The sequence below is a fragment of the Algoriphagus sp. genome (assembly GCF_039969895.1).
In the GTDB taxonomy this organism is placed as follows: domain Bacteria; phylum Bacteroidota; class Bacteroidia; order Cytophagales; family Cyclobacteriaceae; genus Algoriphagus.
In genome coordinates this window covers 106,903-121,726 of sequence record NZ_JBDVMZ010000012.1, presented here as the reverse complement: position 1 = coordinate 121,726, position 14,824 = coordinate 106,903, and the positions used below count along the sequence as shown (strand labels likewise).

The 14,824-nt window shown below is 43.6% G+C and carries 8 protein-coding genes; all 8 read right to left on the bottom strand.

What is annotated here, in order from left to right; all coding sequences use genetic code 11:
- Positions 1-2: 2 nt before the first annotated feature.
- The 8 genes from ABJH64_RS06685 to ABJH64_RS06650 all read right to left on the bottom strand — a co-directional run bounded on the left by ABJH64_RS06685 (position 3) and on the right by ABJH64_RS06650 (position 14,629).
- On the bottom strand, positions 3-1,070 hold the full coding sequence (locus tag ABJH64_RS06685; protein WP_348277122.1) for an exopolysaccharide biosynthesis protein: 1,068 nt from the start codon (positions 1,068-1,070) through the stop codon (positions 3-5).
- Positions 1,070-3,643, bottom strand: a complete 2,574-nt coding sequence (locus tag ABJH64_RS06680) for an SLBB domain-containing protein (RefSeq protein ID WP_348277121.1) — start codon at positions 3,641-3,643, stop codon at positions 1,070-1,072. Before ABJH64_RS06680 ends, ABJH64_RS06685 begins: the two co-directional genes overlap by 1 nt.
- 119 nt (positions 3,644-3,762) lie before the next feature.
- Positions 3,763-4,767, bottom strand: a complete 1,005-nt coding sequence (locus tag ABJH64_RS06675) for a radical SAM/SPASM domain-containing protein (RefSeq protein WP_348277120.1) — start codon at positions 4,765-4,767, stop codon at positions 3,763-3,765.
- 45 nt (positions 4,768-4,812) lie between these two features.
- A complete protein-coding gene (locus tag ABJH64_RS06670) occupies positions 4,813-5,853 on the bottom strand; it encodes an adenylate/guanylate cyclase domain-containing protein (protein ID WP_348277119.1) in 1,041 nt (346 codons plus the stop codon).
- Between the two features lie 11 nt (positions 5,854-5,864).
- A complete protein-coding gene (locus ABJH64_RS06665; RefSeq protein ID WP_348277139.1) occupies positions 5,865-6,245 on the bottom strand; it encodes a response regulator in 381 nt (126 codons plus the stop codon).
- Positions 6,245-7,162 (bottom strand): HAMP domain-containing sensor histidine kinase, encoded by a 918-nt coding sequence (locus ABJH64_RS06660; protein WP_348277118.1) that lies wholly within the window; start codon positions 7,160-7,162, stop codon positions 6,245-6,247. The genes ABJH64_RS06665 and ABJH64_RS06660 overlap by 1 nt, the downstream gene beginning before the upstream one ends.
- On the bottom strand, positions 7,155-10,862 hold the full coding sequence (locus tag ABJH64_RS06655; protein WP_348299439.1) for an ATP-binding protein: 3,708 nt from the start codon (positions 10,860-10,862) through the stop codon (positions 7,155-7,157). Before ABJH64_RS06655 ends, ABJH64_RS06660 begins: the two co-directional genes overlap by 8 nt.
- A 2-nt stretch (positions 10,863-10,864) precedes the next feature.
- Positions 10,865-14,629 carry a two-component regulator propeller domain-containing protein gene (locus ABJH64_RS06650; RefSeq protein WP_348274315.1) on the bottom strand — a complete coding sequence of 1,255 codons (3,765 nt, stop codon included), beginning with the start codon at positions 14,627-14,629 and terminating at the stop codon, positions 10,865-10,867.
- Positions 14,630-14,824 lie beyond the last annotated feature (195 nt).

Genomic DNA, 14,824 nt, shown 5'->3' with positions numbered 1-14,824 from the left:
AGTTAGCTTTCCTTCACATGCTTTTGGTATAGCCTTCGGAAATAAAGTCCTGCGATAGCGAACATTCCCAAGATCACGCCGCCATAAACCATCCCTTTTACCAGACGAATCTCAGAGCGTTCCAAAGGGAATCTAGGTGAATCGATGATTTGAATCAAAGGAGAATTGTTGCGATGATTGACCTTTGCAATTTCCAGATTTTTGACCACTTCCTCATAGACGGCTCCCGTGGCTTGCACATCGATTTGACGCTTTTTTGTTTCTATTGTTGCAGAAGAAAGTAGCGGGTTCGCATTGGGCACACGGTCAGTCGCTGAGGCAAAAGCACCTATGCTCTCATCTAATATTTTGCGTACGCTGTCTGCCTGGGATTGTAGGATGGAGAGGTTTTCGCTCGTTTTTTTGGTTTTGGTTTCTCGGTAAAACTCATTTACATTTTCCACCAGTCGTTCGTTGAATACTTTGGCGTAAGCCTCATCTTTGGAATAAACCGAAACCTGGATAATGGTAAGCTTCCTGTCCGGTTTGGCCACTGAAAGCTGATTTTCACGTACCAACTGCGCAACTTCTTTCACTACAGAATCTTGGGCTATTGTGAAATTTTCTCTGGGTACAGAAAAGTCCATCTCCGCAATATCCACCTTGGAGGCCCACTTTTTGTCAATTTCTTCAAATGCAATAAATCGGTCAATTAGAAGTTGATTCTCATCAAAAGGACTCAATAAAGCCTCATCCAACATGCGCTCAGAGCGGTACAGCTCCATGATGTTATCTCCCTGAAAGAGTCCGCTAGTTCCGCCCATGGATCCTAAGTTCACTCCCACTAATGAAGCTAAGCCAGACATACTGCCCATTCCTCCTGAGTCCCCATCCTCTAACACGAATGAAGTCGTAGCTACAAATACAGGCTTTTTAAAAATTGAAACCATCGCCCCCAATCCTGCTCCTACAACTCCGGCTAAGACAAGGATTTTCCATTGGGAAATGAAATAAGAGATCCAACTGGAGAAGTTTTGAATGACTTCCTTGATCGTGAATTGATTCTCTGTGAAATGCTTTGATCCTGCCATTACCAGTTGATTTGTGAAATGACTAATCCCAGCGTGGCTAGCCCGGTGGTGATGCCCACGATTTCGCCAAGTCGAAGTGGTACTTTTGGACCTTTGGTTGGCACGATGACTTCCGCACCAGGTTCTACCGGAGGATAATTTCTTATGCCTAAAAATCCTTTGGTGCGCTTCACCGCCCCATTGGCATATACCACGTAAGTTTGCTTTCTATTGGCGCGACGCTCAAATCCACCGGCCCCATTGATGTAGTGCTTCAAACTTCTGCCTGATTCATGACGAAGGGTAGTTGGATAGACTACATCGCCACGCATTCTTACCGTCTGAAACAGCTTGGGAACAGAGAGAATATCACCTTCTTCCAAAAGAATATCATCTTCAGAGCCAGGGTTTCTAAGTATTTCCTCCAAATCTATCGCTACAGCTTCTGTTTCTTTCAGTTTCACAGCAAAGCCGGGGGTTTCGGAGGCTATTTGATCCAAAGACTCTTTCTTGGTCTGAGCCAGTTGATTGTCCACAGGAGAAATCGCTTTAGGAGAATCATTCAATAGGCGCTGAAGCAATTCCGCCTGAGCTTCTGAGTTACTTGGATCTTCTGCCAGTTTCATTTGCAGGCCTTCCAGATTTCGTTGGCGGCGTATTTGCTCAGATTCTGTATTGAAAAACTCCGTACGACGGATAAGTGTAGCTCCTTTAGCGTATGCAAATTGATTCAGACCGCCTGATCTTTTCACCAGGTCAGAAATGCGCTCACCACTGCTTTGGATAGCGAAGATTCCAGGAGAATTGACCTGTCCTTCCACTGCTACTAATTTTTGCATGGTAAAACTGGCTTTCTTTCTTACGATCACCTGGTCAAAAGGCACTAGAGAAGGGGAATCTGGATTGTAGCCCAAGTCAGGTTTTACCTGAGTAGGAATGATATCTGCTAATGTTCCTAAGTCCGAATCTTCTAATCTTCTGGCGATTTCTATGTCTTGGGAATTCGCTGATTCCTGAAAGCCACCGGCCATCACGATGAGATCTTCCACCTTCATTTCAGCAGAAAAGGGGTAAGTTCCTGGCCGTTTTACCTCACCTAGGATCTGTACATATTGCTCGTTATTGATGTCATAGATACTGGCGATGCGGACTACATCTTCCCTTTGGAGGAGAATATCTGCTGCTGTTCCATCAAGTACATCTTTAAGATTTACCTGAATCATTTCTGTGCTCAGGTCATTTTTGGTGCGAAGAATACTTGCTTGTGTAGTGTAAGCATCGCCCCGAAGCCCCTCAGCATTTTTCACCAATTGTGACAGTGTAAGCCCTTCTTCCAAAGCAAAAGTACCCGCTCTATAGACAGCGCCTTTGATCTGCACCCGGTTGGAATAGCGATCTAGGATGCGCTGCACGGTGATTTCATCGCCTCCTTTCAGTAGGAACATGTCAAACTGATTCTGATAGACGTCGGATACCGAACGTTGATTGCCGGTGATTCTTGAAATCGCCACCCGGTCCCTGAATGCCTGATCTGTAAATCCACCAGCGTATCGCAAAAGATCAGAGAAATTATCATTTTCTGTGGCCTCGAAAACCATCGGCCGCTTTACTTCTCCAGTGATTTTGACGTGAGAAATATAGGGAGGGACAAGGATTACATCCTGATCCTGAAGCTTCAGGTCTAGTTGGGCAGTGCCGTTTATCAGCAAATCATACACATCGATTTCTGCGATTTGCTTGCTGTTTCGCATCAATTTGATTTTTCGCATGGAGCCATTTTCAGACGGTCCTCCTGCTGCATAGAGCGCATTGAAAACAGTGGAAAAAGCACTCAGCGTAAAGGTGCCTGGAAGGCGAACTTCCCCTAGAATGTTAACTTTTATAGATCCAACATTCCCTAAAGTTACCTGAAGAAAGGTAGTGGGATTGCTTCCCAGGAGCCCGGTATAGTATTTCCCAATTCTATTTTTCAGAATTCCTGTAGCCTCTTCGATAGACTTTCCTGACACATTCACAGGCCCGATATTGTCCAAAAGTACGAACCCGTCAGGGTTTACAGTGGCTTCATAATATTGCTCAGATTGCCCGTAGATATCTACATAGATCAAGTCACCTGGGCCCAACACATAGCTCTTTGGAGTGGCTTGATTCAGGCTAGGCTCGAAGCTCAAACGTCTGTTTTTTTGATAAAAAAGGGAGGTGCCAAAGATTTCATTCGGGTCAGCGATCTGTGGGCTATAATCCGAGAATTGAAACATCCCAAGAGCAATTTCATCCATATCTTCCTGTTCACGCGCATCACGCTTGGAGATTTTGGTGCTTCGGCCGGATTCTTCTTGTTCGTTGATTCGAACTCTCATTTTCGCCACTTCGCTTGGTGGCATTCCTTGAAGTTCCAATGCTTTGAGAAACTCAGCCTTGGAGAGTCCGGCATCATAAGCTCGGTCTAATAGGTCTTGGATCTGAACGTCAGAAAGCTGATCGACTTTAATTTTGTCGGCTTCATTCATTTCCTGCGCTATAGCTTCAGGAACTAGACAGCCCATAAAGGCTAGAAATATGAAAAAGTAGGTAAATCGTATAATTGAAATCATATAGAAAATGGAGTCCTAGGTGAATCAGGGACAAAGATGGAGATTAAAAATCCATGAATTTCTTAATTCTACCAAATATAGTTCCAAAAAGCTAAGTTCTTACGCTATGACTTTTATACTCACTCCGTACAATTTCTACAAATTTCGATCTGAGTTCTATCGTTGAGCAATTGTTTTCTGAAGTTTTGGTAGGGAGGTGAAGACCAGATTGAAGCAAGGGATTGAGAATTCAATTCGCCCATGACATACTCAGCGTCCTTGTCAAAACAGCAAGGCACGATCTTTCCGTCCCATGTAGAAACTGCCCCTTGCCACATCCTCCAGCATTTGTTCTGTAGTTTTTTCTTCAGTTTCCATTTGCCATTACCTGTTGGTATATATCTGGAATAGCCCAAATCAGCGGGTATGAGTTCAGAACCATTTTCAAAATCATAGATCTGCGTAGTTTTCAGTTGCAGCTCATCCACCTGCATTTTCTCAGCCCATCGCTTCAATTCCGGAAGTTGGTGTTCATTTTGTCCTGTGACCAAAAACTGCAATACAACACGCGGGAAATCTTGTTTGGATTTTTTTCTTTGGGACAAGAGTAATTGGATTCCTTCCTGTACTTTTTCCAGCTGACCGCCTACGCGGTATTTTTCATAGATTTCCTGAGTGATTCCATCCATTGAGACAATCAACTGTTTCAGCCCACTTTGGAGTACCTCGGCTACCTGTTTCTCTTTCAAGTAGTGGGCGTTTGTAGAAGTGGAGGTGAAAATACCTTTGGAATCAGCATAAGCTACCATCTTCAAAAAGCGAGGGTTCAGGAAAGGTTCGCCCTGAAAATATAAATGTAGCCAGGTGAGATGTCCTTGTACTTGATCTATTGTTTTCTTGAAAAGTTGCTCTTGAAGCATTCCCGTAGGTCGCGAAAACTCTCTCAATCCGGAAGGACATTCTGGACACCTTAAGTTGCAGCTGGTGGTGGGTTCTATGGAAAGAGTAGTTGGATGACCCCAAAGGATAGGACGGCCTACTATTCTAGAAAGCTGAAACGAACTTGCTAACAGCAAATAGTTAGAGATTTTCTGAAATGTCAGCAGCTTAGAAAATGAAATCGCCGTGATCAGATTATTTTTCACGCAGTGAAGTAAGGTATAGGGCAGCGAAGATGCAATCCGTTTGGACTATTTTACAACCTCGAGAACCGACACTGGCTTAGCTTTATTTTTAAGCGTGAATTCTCCTAGATTCTGGAAAGTGAACTTGTCTGTAATTCCTGTGGTACATTTTTCGAGAATTAGAATTTGGCCTGGTGAGGCGGCATTTTGGAGCCTGGAGGCTACGTTCACGGCATCTCCAATCACCGTGTAATCTAGCCTTTTCAAGGAACGGGAGCCGATATTGCCTGATACCATCTCTCCAGAATTCAATCCTATGGAGACCTTTGGGCTGAAGTTTGATTGGACAGAATACATAGGCATAGCGTTCATTTTGTCTCGGATTGCTATGCAGGCTTTCAAAGCTCTTTCCACCTGATCTTCTCCTTTGAACACTGCCATTACCGCATCTCCAATGAATTTGTCCACGGCTCCTTTTTGATCGATGATTTCGCGCACCATTAGGTCGAAATATTCATTCAGTAGTGGGACCACCACATTCGGCTCTTCATTTTCTGATATTTTGGTGAAGCCGCAAAGATCCACAAATGCCACGGTAGCTTCTACCGTCTCGTTCTCCATCAAAGACGTCTCTAATTCCTTGCCTACCATGAAGTTCAGCACCGTCTCATCCACATACATTTTCAGGATATTATTTTCCTTCAGTGCTGTGATATTAGACTTGATCTGATGGATATGCTGGAGTGTTTTTTCAATAGTAATCTCCAAATCCTGAAAATCGACAGGTTTAGTGATGAAGTCAAATGCCCCTCTATTCATTGCGGTACGGATATTTTCCAGATCTCCGTAAGCAGAAATTATCACGGATTTGAGTAGGGGATGCTGCTCCTTTACTTTGGTGAGTAAGGTCAGCCCGTCCATTTCCGGCATATTGATGTCACTTAGGATCATGTCGATATCGGGTTGTTCTTGCATTATTTCTAATGCCTCACGACCATTCAGTGCAAATACAAAATTGTATTCACCTGCTCGAATCTTTCGTCTGAACTTCTGAGTGATAAGAACTTCCAAATCTGCCTCATCGTCCACTACTAGTATCTTAGACATAGTTTATTGATCTATCCTTGGTTGATAATTAGACCGATTTCTTTTCTAAGTGAATCAAAATCAATCGGTTTGGTAAAGAACTCCTTTGCTCCAGAGTCCATTGCTTTTTTAAAATTCTCCGTATCTCCATACGCTGAGATCATACTCACATTGATAGATGGAAATTGGCTTTTAATTTTTTCCAACAGTTCCAGTCCTGTCATTCCAGGCATATTGATGTCTGAAAATACATAAACCACCTCTGGGGGATGCTCGCTATCAAGCAACCTCAGCGCTTCATCACCCGAAAAAGCAAAGGCTAGTTCCAATGCGCCACTGCGGACTTCTTTTCTGAACTTCTGGCGAAAAAGTAATTCTACGTCTCGTTCGTCATCGACTATTAAAATTTTTATCATGATTTAGCTGGTATGAGTGGTAATGAAATTTCAAATCGTGTAAAGTCTCCCTCCTGAGATATAATGGCTAAGCTGCCTTTGTGCGCCTTGATTATATCGTGGGTAATCGACAAACCTAAACCTGTACCTTCTTTGCCTTTTTTAGTGGTGAAAAATGGTTCTAAAATTTTATTTAGAATAGGTTCGGGTATTCCCGCGCCGTTGTCTTCTATTTGGGCGATGAGCTGATTTCCTTTTTGTTTGGTTTTGATCAATAGCCTAGGCTGATAGTCATGCTTGGCATCTGTGTTTGCCAGTAGATCGAGTTTTGCGCGCATAGCATCAAAGGCGTTGTTGCAGAGATTGACGATCACTCGGCTAAAGTCTTCTGCTATAAGAGACACTTGCCCAAGGTTCTGGTCTAACTCCCACTCAAAACTTACATTGATGGGATGCTTCCCAGCTCGCATTCCATGAAAAGCCAAGTTGACAAACTCTTGGAGCAGACTATTTATATTGGCTGGGGAAAACTCCCCTTGTCCACCTCGGGAATGCATCAGCATAGACTTCACGATGCCATCTGCCCGCTTGCCATGTTGAAGGATTTTTTCAAGGTTTGCCTTTATGTCTTGGAGTAAGTTATCGATGTCAGCGAGGGTATCATTTTGAGCAAGTTTTTGAAGCTCCTCTTCGATTTCCTCCACATACTCTATACTCAGCTCCGAGAAGTTGTTGATGAAATTGATGGGATTCTTGATTTCGTGCGCTATTCCTGCGGAGAGCTGACCTAGGCTCGCGAGTTTTTCCTGCAAGAGTAATTGCTTCTGAAGTTCCTGATAATCCTTAAGAGATTTCTCCAGTTCTAGTGTTCGTGCAGCGAGCAAGCGCTTCAGCTCCTTATTTTTCTCACTCCATTCTTCTTGTACCTTATCCATAGTTTTGGGTATCTATTGGTAATCGAATACAAAACTCTGTTCCTTCTCCCTCTGTGCTCTCCACCAGAATTTCACCTCCATGTGCTTTTACAATATCGTAACTTATTGACAAACCTAAGCCCGTCCCTTGACCAGTTGGCTTTGTGGTGAAAAATGGAAGGAATATTTTTTCCTTGACAGAGGCAGGCATTCCTTTGCCGTTGTCTTTTACTTTTATTTCCACCCACTTACCTAAGCGCTGGGTACTGATCTGAACGAGTGGTTCATACTCACTTTTACTTACATTTTTCTGCTCTGTCACGGCATAGAAGGCGTTATTGATCAGATTAAGTAAGACTCTCCCCAGTTCTTGGGCGACTAGCTGTATCTGTCCTACCGAGGGGTCATAGTGAGTCTTCATCGTGGCATTGAAAGACTTGTCCTTTGCTCGTAAGCCGTGATAAGCCAATCTCAGGTATTCATCTGCCAAGGCATTGATATCTGTCATTGCTCTATTGCCGCCACTGATTCTGCTGTGTTGTAGCATGGCTTTTACTATGGCATCTGCTCGCTTGCCATGCTGATTAATTTTATCCAGGTTCTGCTGAATGTCCACACTGATAGCTTTGGCCTCCTCTATATCGCCTTTGTCTAGTTCCTCGCGCATTTCTTCCAGCAGCTCACCACTCACCTCTGAGAAATTATTCACAAAATTCAGTGGGTTTTGAATCTCATGTGCTATTCCAGCCGTCAGTTCACCCAGAGAAGCCATTTTCTCAGATTGGACCAGTTGACTTTGGGCATTTTTCAGCTCATCAATGCTCTTTTTGAGCTGGGCGGTTCTATGAGATACTCGCTCCTCCAAGATGCGGTTTTCCTTTTGCAGGTATTTGGAACGTACCTGAACGATGGCGTAGATAAATGCGGCCAGCAAGGAAGCAAAAACCAAGTATGCTATCCATGTCTGCCACCAAGGGGGTGAAATAGTAAACTTAATACTTGCGGGCTCACTCCATACCCCATTAAAGCCACGTGTGGCTACCTTGAAGGTGTAGTCTCCAGGTAGAAGGTTGTAGTAGTTTTGTGTGGTGCTTCTACTGTTTATTTCGGACCAGGCATCGTCCTCCCCTTCCAAAATGTAACGGTACACTATTTTGTCCCTACCCAATACATCCTGATTCATGAAGGAAAAATTCATCGAGTTCTGATCAAAAGGCAGGACTAAGCCCACAGGCATCTTACTCACCAAATTGACACTGTCCCAGTAGATCTGATTCTGCACCAAATAGCTGCTGTCGTTAGGTATGTCTTTTTTGGTATAAAATTCAGTATGATCTGTATTCCAAATAGAGTCTTCTTCTGTGAATAGACTTTTGATGAAATTGGTCCCCAGAAAATCAGGGTTTTGATCCATGATATTGATCTTGGTGAGTACCACCACTGGAGGTAGTGTGTCCACTCGAGGGATCTGGGTATTGACAGACATAATGGGTGCGGCTCCCCACCAGACGTTGCCGTTGGAGGTATATGTGGCTGTGGCTTGATTGTAGTCATTGAATGGAAAACCTTCTCTTTTTCCATAGTTATAAAAATGCCAAATAGAATTAGGATTGTCCGAAATAGGTCGTTTGGCTACTATTATGCCATTATCCGACCCGAAGTGCAGGTCGTTTCCTACTTCCACCATGTCATAGACCACAGGAGGATTTAGACCTTGAGCGGGAGTGAGATTAGTGATGGTATTTGTGGTCAAATCAATGATGGAGATCCCTGCATCACTTCCGACTACTATTTCCTCTCGTTTTGTTTTGATCATCATAGAAGTATAGTCGCTCGTCAATCCTGAGCTTCCATTGAGATAGCTCACCTGGCTCGTAGATGGGTCCACTACATCCACTCCTATATCGTTGCCAAACCATAATCGTCCATTTTTATCCTCTTCTATCAGCCATACTCGGCTGGACGCCAGTCCTGAAGATTCATCCGTTTTCTCGAGAGCGCTCAGGTCTGAATTGAATTTGAGTACTCCATCCACGGTTCCTAACAGTACATTACCCTTGGAATCGCGGATGGATTTCCAGGCGATACGGGACACCGCAGGGTCTAGCTCATACACAGACGCTATATTACTATTCAGGTCAATGAGCGTAAAACCACCGAAACTTCCGAAAAGCAATTCGTGATCGGATAGTCTGGAGACAGACCGATGGTTATTGGTATTGGGGTTGCCAGGGAACTTCAGTAGATAGATGCGCTCCTGCTCCGGATCATAAATATTGATTCCTTCATAAGTAGCCATCCAAACCATCCCGTTTGGACCTTCCTGAATTCCCCAAACTTCGTCGTTTACCAAGCCGCTGGAAGCATTGAAGTGCTGGGCTAGCATTCCTTCTGGATTGATTAGAAGCACCCCTGTATTTTCTGTGCCGATCCATATATTTCCCTTGGCATCGGTCATGGTAGCAGAAGGAAAGCCAGTTCCGTAAAAGTCAGCTCCGGTATGGATTTTCTTGATTTTTTGAATTTCTGGATCATACAGGCTGACCGTGTCATTAGTGGTAATCCAGGCTCGATTATGCAGATCAAAGGTCACTGACATGGATTTGCCAAAAAAGCCCTGGTCTGGTCCAAGTCTCGTAAGTGTATTTTCCTCCAAGGAAAAAGCTATAGGTTTTTCTTCTACTGAAGATGCCCACACTTCACCAATTGAGTTTTCGGTAAATTCATAGAAAAACGAGGTAGAACCGATACCCGCCTTTTCACTGATAAATCTGACAGACTTACGCTCGGGATTTAAAACTCCAATTTTGCCTCTTAGTCCAAACCAAAGATTGTTGGCTTTATCCAAATGAATTCCAGCGGCAGTTAGCTTATTGGGAGGACTTAGGAACTTCAAGGAATGTAGCTTTTTGGAATTGGGATCTAGAAAATGTACCCCAGTATTGAGATTTCCTAGCCAGAATAGGCCTGTTTTATCCTGATATATTCTCGCAAACTGAGTTCCTATTTGATAGTTGGTGAGCAAGCTGTGATTGATATCCAACACATAAACGCCGGATAATTGAGATAAAATCAGCAAACTGCCATCGTTTCCTATCTCCAGGTCAACTATGTTGTCAATGAGCCCATCAGGATTTCTTGGCAGCACGTTGTAATTTTCGAATTGATCGCCTGTAAACTTGGAAAGTCCTCGCTCCGTGGAAATCCAAATCATGCCATTCAGATCAGTTACCATGGCAAAAACTTTATTTCCAATTAATCCCTCGGTCTGCCCAATTCTTAAAACCCCCGAGTTGGTAAGGTCAGACTTGGAGAGAAAAGCCAGTTTGGTAATCTGTGGCTCGAGTAGAAGTTGTTTTTTGACAGGAATAGTTATCCCTGGTATGGTATCCAAACTGATTTCCTGCTCATCCTGCCATGAAATAGGAATAGCTGAAGGAGCTTCATTTATGGGTTTGAAGTCTAAAATGTCAAAGGGTTTTGAAGGGAGTTTGCTGAAATCTATGCGGTGATTTACTGCTTTGGGGACTTTCTCAGAAGGAATTTTATTCCAAGTAAGCGGTTTGCCGGCCGGTAGCTCAAAGGGGTTGGTGCTGGGAATCTGATAGTTTGATGGATTCTCTGGAAAAGCAACCTCATCCCCATTCTGGCATGAAGTGACAAGCATTAGCATACAGAAAATGGGAAAATAAGTAAAGATATGGAGGTAGCTTTTCTTCATAATTAGCCTGCATTGGAGGGTGATATGGGTAAGGTAATGGTAAAGACGGTACCTTTTCCTTCTAGCGATTCAACCTGAATCTCACCATTGTGTGCTTTGATGATATCGTAACTCAACGAGAGGCCCAAGCCAGTACCTTGTCCCGTTGGTTTTGTGGTGAAGAAGGGTTGAAAAACCTTGTCCACCACAGACTTGGGCATTCCCTTTCCATTGTCACTTACTTTGATCTGAATGGCTTGTTTATCATTGGGCAATGCAATTTTCGAGGTTTTAACTGCCACCAGTGGCTTATAGCCTTCTCCAGCTTCACTCTTCTGTTCATTGACGGCATAGAAGGCGTTGTTGTACAAGTTGAGCAGAACCCTACCGATATCCTGACTCACCAGCGGCAATAGTGGAAGGTCAGCATCAAAGTCCATTTCAAAGTCTGAGTTGAATGAGCTGTCTTTGGCACGTAAGCCATGATAAGATAACCTTAAATATTCATCTGCAAGCGCATTGAGGTCTGTAGGTTCCTTAGATCCTTTTCCACTCCTGCTGTGTTGAAGCATGCCTTTTACGATAGCTCCTGCACGTTTGCCATGCTTGGTGATTTTGTCCAGGTTGCTCTCAATATCTTCTAGAATTTCATCTTCCAGGCCTGGATCTCGTTCTGCCTCAGGTCTGGCTCTTTCTTCTTTGATTTCTTTGACCAATTCGTTGGTCACTTCGGAGAAGTTGTTCACGAAGTTCAAAGGATTCTGAATCTCATGGGCTATTCCTGCCATTAACTCACCTAGGGAGGCCATTTTCTCAGAATGTAGTAATTGAGCCTGGGTGTCTTTCAAGTTTTCGTGTGTGGTAGCCAACTCTGTATAGGCTACTTCTATCGCCTTTGCATGCTGCAGCTCACGTTCTTTGGTTCGCTCGTTTTCGGCTTTGAGGACTTGATTTTTCTGATAAATAGTGATAGGGTAGATCAGAGAAATGAACAATAAACCGTAAAATAGATAAGCCCACCACGTACGATACCAAGGAGGTAGCACTTCAAAGCTATAACTGATCGGGGTAGTCCACGCTCCGGCGGCATTTTCTACTTCACCCGTAAATCGGGCTTTTACCTTAAACGTGTAAGTACCTTCTTGGATGTTACCGAAGTTGGCAGTAGTTTTTTTCAAAACAGGGCTCCATTTCTCATCATATCCTTCCAAAATGTATTGGTACTCTACCAGGTAAGGTTTAGCAAGTTCATTAGAACCAAAATCTATGTTAATATCATTGTTTTTATAAGGGAGAACCAGTTTTTGTGGTAAAGGATAAAAGCTTGAGATGTGGCTAAATTCTATTCCCTTGAATTTTATCTGCAAATTTTCTCTCTCCGAATCACTCAATTCTTTCCCATAGACCACCAGTTCATCCATAGTCCGGGAGAAAGTATTTGCCGTATCGCTCTGATATTCTTTGCTCAAGCTATGCCAGGAAATAATCTCTTCACTGAGCCGTAGTTCCTTGATGAGCACGGATGGAGGAAGTGAGTTCCTTTTTAGTTTACTATAATCAAATCGAACGAGTGCTGTTTTGGTGTTTCCAGTTCCTGCCCACAGTATGCCCTTTTTGTCCACATACATGCCATTTTGCCCATCCACGAGGTCCTTTACCGGGAATCCCGTCTCTGAGTTAAAAATCTCCAAGTTTCTCAGTGAAGCTAGTGACTGTCCATCAGTGGCTCCATCAAAAATGGCAATGCCAAGATTAGTCCCAACGGCCATTTTTCCATTCGGTAATTCGGCTATTTGTAGGATTACATTATCTGGCAGTCCATCTACCTTCGTGAAGGTTTGGATAAAAGATATAGAATCTTGGAAAAGTGATTTGAAGTCTTCAGCTGAGGTAGTGCTTTCGATTTGGTTGATCCGATTAGCGCTTAAGATGCTTAATCCATTTTCTGTACCTACCCATAAGTTTCCTTGCTGATCTTTTACCAGACGTATCACGGCATTGTCTGCCAACCCATGGTCTATGGTGAAATTCGTAAATGTATCGCCATCAAATCTGCTCAATCCCCCATCTGCAGCACCGAACCAAAGGTTGTTGAAGTTATCCTTTGCAATGCCTAAAATCACATCCCCAGCTAAGCCCTGCTGTGCTGTATAGGTAGTAAATCCAGCACCATCAAATTTGCTAACTCCGCCACCATCCGTTCCAAACCATAAATTTCCTTGGTGATCTTCCTCAATGTTATAGACTTCATTTGCGGCTAAGCCTTGGTCTATGGTATAAGTGGTGAATGCTTCACCGTCATACCTGCTTACGCCTCCGCCACCAGTACCAAACCAAAGCTGGTTCTTTTGATCTCGGTGGCTACTGCTTACGATGTCTCCAGCCAGGCCTTGGGCTGTGGTGAATCCAGTAAATTTCTCCCCATCAAATCGACTAACTCCTCCTCCGGCTGTACCGAACCAAAGATTTCCTGCCTGGTCTTCCACAGTACTCAATACTATATTTCCCCCTAAGCCTTGAGCTGTAGTGAAATTCGTGAAACTTCTGCCTTCAAATCTGCTCACGCCTCCACCATCAGTACAAAACCATAGTTTGCCATTCACGCCTATTACGATATCCAAAATGCTGTTGCTGGACAGGCCTTGCTCACGGGTGTAGGTAGTCATTTGATCGCCTTCATAGCGGCTAGCGCCATTTTCTGTAGCAAACCAGAGTACTCCGTCGCTCGTTTCTACGATCGTGCGTATGACTAGACTTGCGAGCCCATCACTCAACCCGATGGTGCTGAAGTTTTTCCCATCATATTTGCTCACTCCCCCGCCAATCGTACCAAACCAGATATTTCCCGATTGATCCTGCTTTATACTCCTTATTCTATTCGATGGCAGACCCTCGGTCATGGTGAAATTGACGAAGGAGTTTCCATCAAATTGACTCACTCCGCCACCATTAGTTCCAAACCAAATTTTACCTGAAGTATCCTGAGCTATACTAATGACTACATCATCCGCCAAGCCCTGCTCAGTGGTATAGGTTGTGAAGTTTTTTCCGTCAAATCGACTCACTCCTCCACCATAGGTACCAAACCAAATATTGCCCTCTGAATCCTCCATAATGCTGAGGATATCATCATTAGCTAGGCCATTTTCTGTGGTATAGGTGATGAACACATTGCCGTCATAGCTACTCACCCCTCCTCCCACCGTGCCAAACCAAAGTACACCTCGGCTATCTTCTAGCGCTACTCTGACGGTGTTACCAGCTAATCCCTGTGAAGTGGTATAGTTGGTGAAAATAACTCCATCGTACCTACTGACTCCCCCACCATTGGTCGCGAACCAGAGATGGCCTCTACTGTCCAAAACCGCACTATTCACTGCATCTAGGGCAAGACCATTATCTGAACTGTAGTTTTTGAATTGTGAAAGTCCCCCATCACCTTGAAGAAAAGGTTTGCCCTGAGCATCTTTTACCAGTTGGCCATTCTCATCTAGCAGATAGGGTAAATGCTGTGTAATTGGAACTTCTAAATTTACCCTAGTCAGCATTCCAGATTCATTCAGATGGGTGTAAGAACCTGTGGATTGAGTTGGGATCTTGATTCGCAGGGCTGGCCCTACATCAGCTAGAGCCACATGAATTGGCTGCAGAGAATCTGGTAACTCGCTTAGAGAAATTTGTTCGGGGAGTGAAACAGTGGTAGTAGAAGGTACGGTTTTGATTTCCTGTGGCGTGTGACAGGAAAAAAGAAATAAAATGCTCCCCACAAAAAAGAGAAAAATTCTCATCGTAAAACTGTAGTTGGTGTAACGCTGTAGGCCTAGTAGATCAAAAAAGATTTCTAAAAGGTAGATATATTTTGCTCCAGATAAAATGCTTTACACAAAACAATTTTTGCACTTTTTCAATAATTACCTAGAAAGTTTGATTGTTCAGAAAGGCGCTATTTCACCTAAATTCAAATTTTTTCACAAAAGGTAAAT